The sequence below is a fragment of the Devosia sp. genome, from assembly GCF_041917035.1.
Classification (GTDB): domain Bacteria; phylum Pseudomonadota; class Alphaproteobacteria; order Rhizobiales; family Devosiaceae; genus Devosia_A.
This window is the reverse complement of sequence record NZ_JAYRYM010000363.1, coordinates 1-2,742: the sequence shown is the minus strand read 5'-3', so window position 1 is coordinate 2,742 and position 2,742 is coordinate 1. Positions and strand designations below refer to the sequence as shown.

The 2,742-nt window shown below is 68.2% G+C and carries 2 protein-coding genes and 2 pseudogenes; 3 read left to right on the top strand and 1 reads right to left on the bottom strand.

What is annotated here, in order from left to right:
• The 3 genes and pseudogenes from ACE3TU_RS21065 to ACE3TU_RS21055 form a co-directional block, all read left to right on the top strand.
• Window positions 1–171: pseudogene (locus ACE3TU_RS21065) on the top strand (sugar ABC transporter ATP-binding protein); the annotation flags it as partial.
• A gap of 70 nt (window positions 172–241) precedes the next feature.
• Entirely contained in the window at window positions 242–1,162 is a 921-nt protein-coding gene (locus ACE3TU_RS21060; RefSeq protein WP_374627821.1) for a sugar ABC transporter substrate-binding protein, read from the top strand.
• An 88-nt stretch (window positions 1,163–1,250) separates the two neighbouring features.
• Window positions 1,251–2,264, top strand: coding sequence for a zinc-binding alcohol dehydrogenase family protein (locus ACE3TU_RS21055; RefSeq protein ID WP_374627823.1), 1,014 nt, complete (start codon window positions 1,251–1,253; stop codon window positions 2,262–2,264).
• A 245-nt stretch (window positions 2,265–2,509) separates the two neighbouring features.
• Here ACE3TU_RS21055 and ACE3TU_RS21050 read toward each other — a convergent pair.
• Window positions 2,510–2,742: pseudogene (locus tag ACE3TU_RS21050) on the bottom strand (sugar ABC transporter substrate-binding protein); the annotation flags it as partial.

Sequence of the window (2,742 nt, the reverse complement as noted above, 5' to 3'; positions counted from 1 at the left end):
CTGAAGGCCGAGGGCAACGCGGTCATCCTCATCACCCACAACATGGAACACGTCGTCGAAATCGCCGACCGCGCCGTCGTGCTGCGCCAGGGGCGCAAGGTCGGCGAATTGCGGCCCAGCCGGGACAACCAACACCAACTCGTCTCGATGATCGTCGGGGCGGAGGTCTGAAAATCCGGCGCCTCGGGAGGGTTCCGGATCGCTGTCGCGTCAGTCGATGCGGCGAAATCGGGAGGTAGACATGAAAGTGAAGCAATTGCTGGCAGGCCTGGCGTTCGCCCTGGCGGGTGCCACCGGGGCGGGCCTCGCCGCCGACAACGTCAAGATCGGGTTCATCACCAAGTTTCCGGTGCCGTTCTTTGCGACCATGGAGGATGCAGCCAAGGCCTACGCGGCGCTGAACCCCGGCGTCGAGATCGTGTTCGGGCAGGGGGCATCGGCAACCGACATCGAGGGACAGATCGCGCTGATCGAATCGATGGTTACCCAGGGCGTCCAGGGCATCGCCCTCACGCCGGTCGATCCCACCGTGGCGCCGGCGCTCGACAAGGCGATCGCCGCGGGCGTCAAGGTCGTGCTGATGGACAACAACATCCCGGACTGGACCGGCCGCACGGCGCTCGCGACAACCGACAACTACGCGGCCGGAAAGATCGCCGGCGGCTACCTGAAGTCGGTGCTCAAGGAAGGCGACAGCCTCGGCATCCTCGAAGGCGTACCGGGTGTTCCGGCGCTCGACGACCGGGTCAACGGTATGCTCGAGGGCCTCGACGGCCTCAAGGTCAACATCGTGGGGCGCGGCGGCACCAACTGCACGGAGGAACTGGGCATCAACGTCGCCCAGGACCTGCTGACCGCCAATCCCGACCTGAAGGCGATCTACGCTGCCTGTGGTCCGCCGGCGGCCGGAGCGGCCCAGGCGATCAAGAATGCCGGCATTGCCAGCGATGCGATCGTGCTGGTCGGGTTCGATTTCTGCTGCGGCGAGGCGGAAGCCCTCGAGGCCGGGATCGAGGATGCAACGGTGGCCCAGTTCCCGACCAAGATGGCGGAACTGGGGGTCGACGCCCTGGTCAGAGCGATCCGCGGCGAGGCGGTCGAGTCGCTGATCGACTCCGGTGCGGCCCTGGTCACCAAGGACAACATGGCCAGCTTCCAGTAACGACCCGCGAGGAGCCGGCCCCGTGCCGGCCCCTCGCTTCCTTCATCGTGTCGCGGCTCGGCGGAGCAGAATGACCAGCGCCAGTTTCATTGACGTGCTTGTGTGCGAACAGCCCGGGACCCTGCGTCTCGAGAGACGGCCGGCGCCTGTGCCAGGTGCCGGCGACGTGCTTGTGCGCCCCCGTCGCGTCGGCATCTGCGGAACCGATTACCACATCTTCCAGGGCAAGCACCCCTACCTCGAGTACCCCCGCGTGATGGGGCACGAGCTGGCGGTCGAGATCGTCGAGGCGCCCGCCGGTTCGGGCTGGAGCGCCGGCGAGATTGCCGTGGTCAACCCGTATGTCTCGTGCGGCTCCTGCATCGCCTGCCGCGCCGGAAAGCCGAACTGCTGCGTGCGGATCGGCGTACTCGGCGTGCACCGCGACGGCGGCATGGCGGAGTTGCTGGCGCTGCCCGCACGCAACCTGGTGCGGGCCGACCGGCTGGGACCGGATGGCTGTGCCGCCGTGGAGTTCCTGGCCATTGGTGCGCATGCGGTAAGCCGCGCCGATATTGCCGCCGCCGAGCGCGTGCTGGTGGTCGGCGCCGGGCCGATCGGCCTCGGGGTGGCGCTGTTCGCCGGGCTCGCCGGGGGCACCGTCACCGTCATGGATACGGACCCCGAGCGCCTCGACGCGGCCCAGGGCATTGCCGGCGCCGACGCGATCCGCGCCGATTCCTCGGTGGCGGAGGCGGTCGCGGCGGCGACTGGCGGCGAGGGCTTCGACGCGGTGTTCGACGCCACCGGAAATGCGGCGTCGATGGAGCGCGGCTTCGATTTCGTCGCGCATGGCGGTCGCTACGTGCTGGTCAGCGTGGTGCGCAGCGCCATCCGGTTCGAGGATGCCGACTTCCATCGCCGGGAGATGACCCTGATGGGCAGCCGGAATGCGACGGATGCGGACTTCCGGCGCGTCATCGAGGCCATGGAAGCGGGCCGGGTGCCGCTCGATCGGATCCTGACGCATCGCACGACACTGGTGCAAGCGGTCGAAGACCTGCCGCGCTGGGCGACGCAGAAATCCGGCCTGATCAAGGCCGTCATCACCATCGGCGACTAGCTGGAAGCGGAGGAAGGGACGGCGCCGAGCGAATGACCGAAACGACGAGCGACACCCCGATGATCGGATGGCCGAACGGCGCTGCGCCGCGCGGCCTGTGTCGTTGCGTGCCGGAACCGCTCGGCGCCGGGGAGAACCTTTGCCGTCGACCGCCTGGTTCCGTTTTCGGGATTGCCGGACGGCGCGGGGTCGGTGGAGGAGGCGAGGGCACGCTCAGCGCCCCCGCCACGATCGTCAGTCGGCGGCTATTGGGCGCAGATGCCCGGCTCTTCGATGGTGCACAGGTCGAGCCCGGTGAACTTCGGGTCCTCGACGGCGGCACCGCCGATCAGCGAGATCAGGATATCGGGTGCCTCGTTGCCCATCTGGTAGGGCCGCTGGCCGATCTGGAAGTGGCTGCGCCCTTCGCGGAAGGCCTGGGTCTGCGGCGGCAGGGTGTCGCCGGCGATGATGATCAGGTCCTTGCTCTTGAGCTTGT

Coding starts and splice junctions, on each gene's coding strand:
- ACE3TU_RS21060 (WP_374627821.1), top strand. CDS start 242: ATGAAAGTGAAGCAATTGCTGGCAGGCCTGGCGTTCGCCCTGGCGGGT.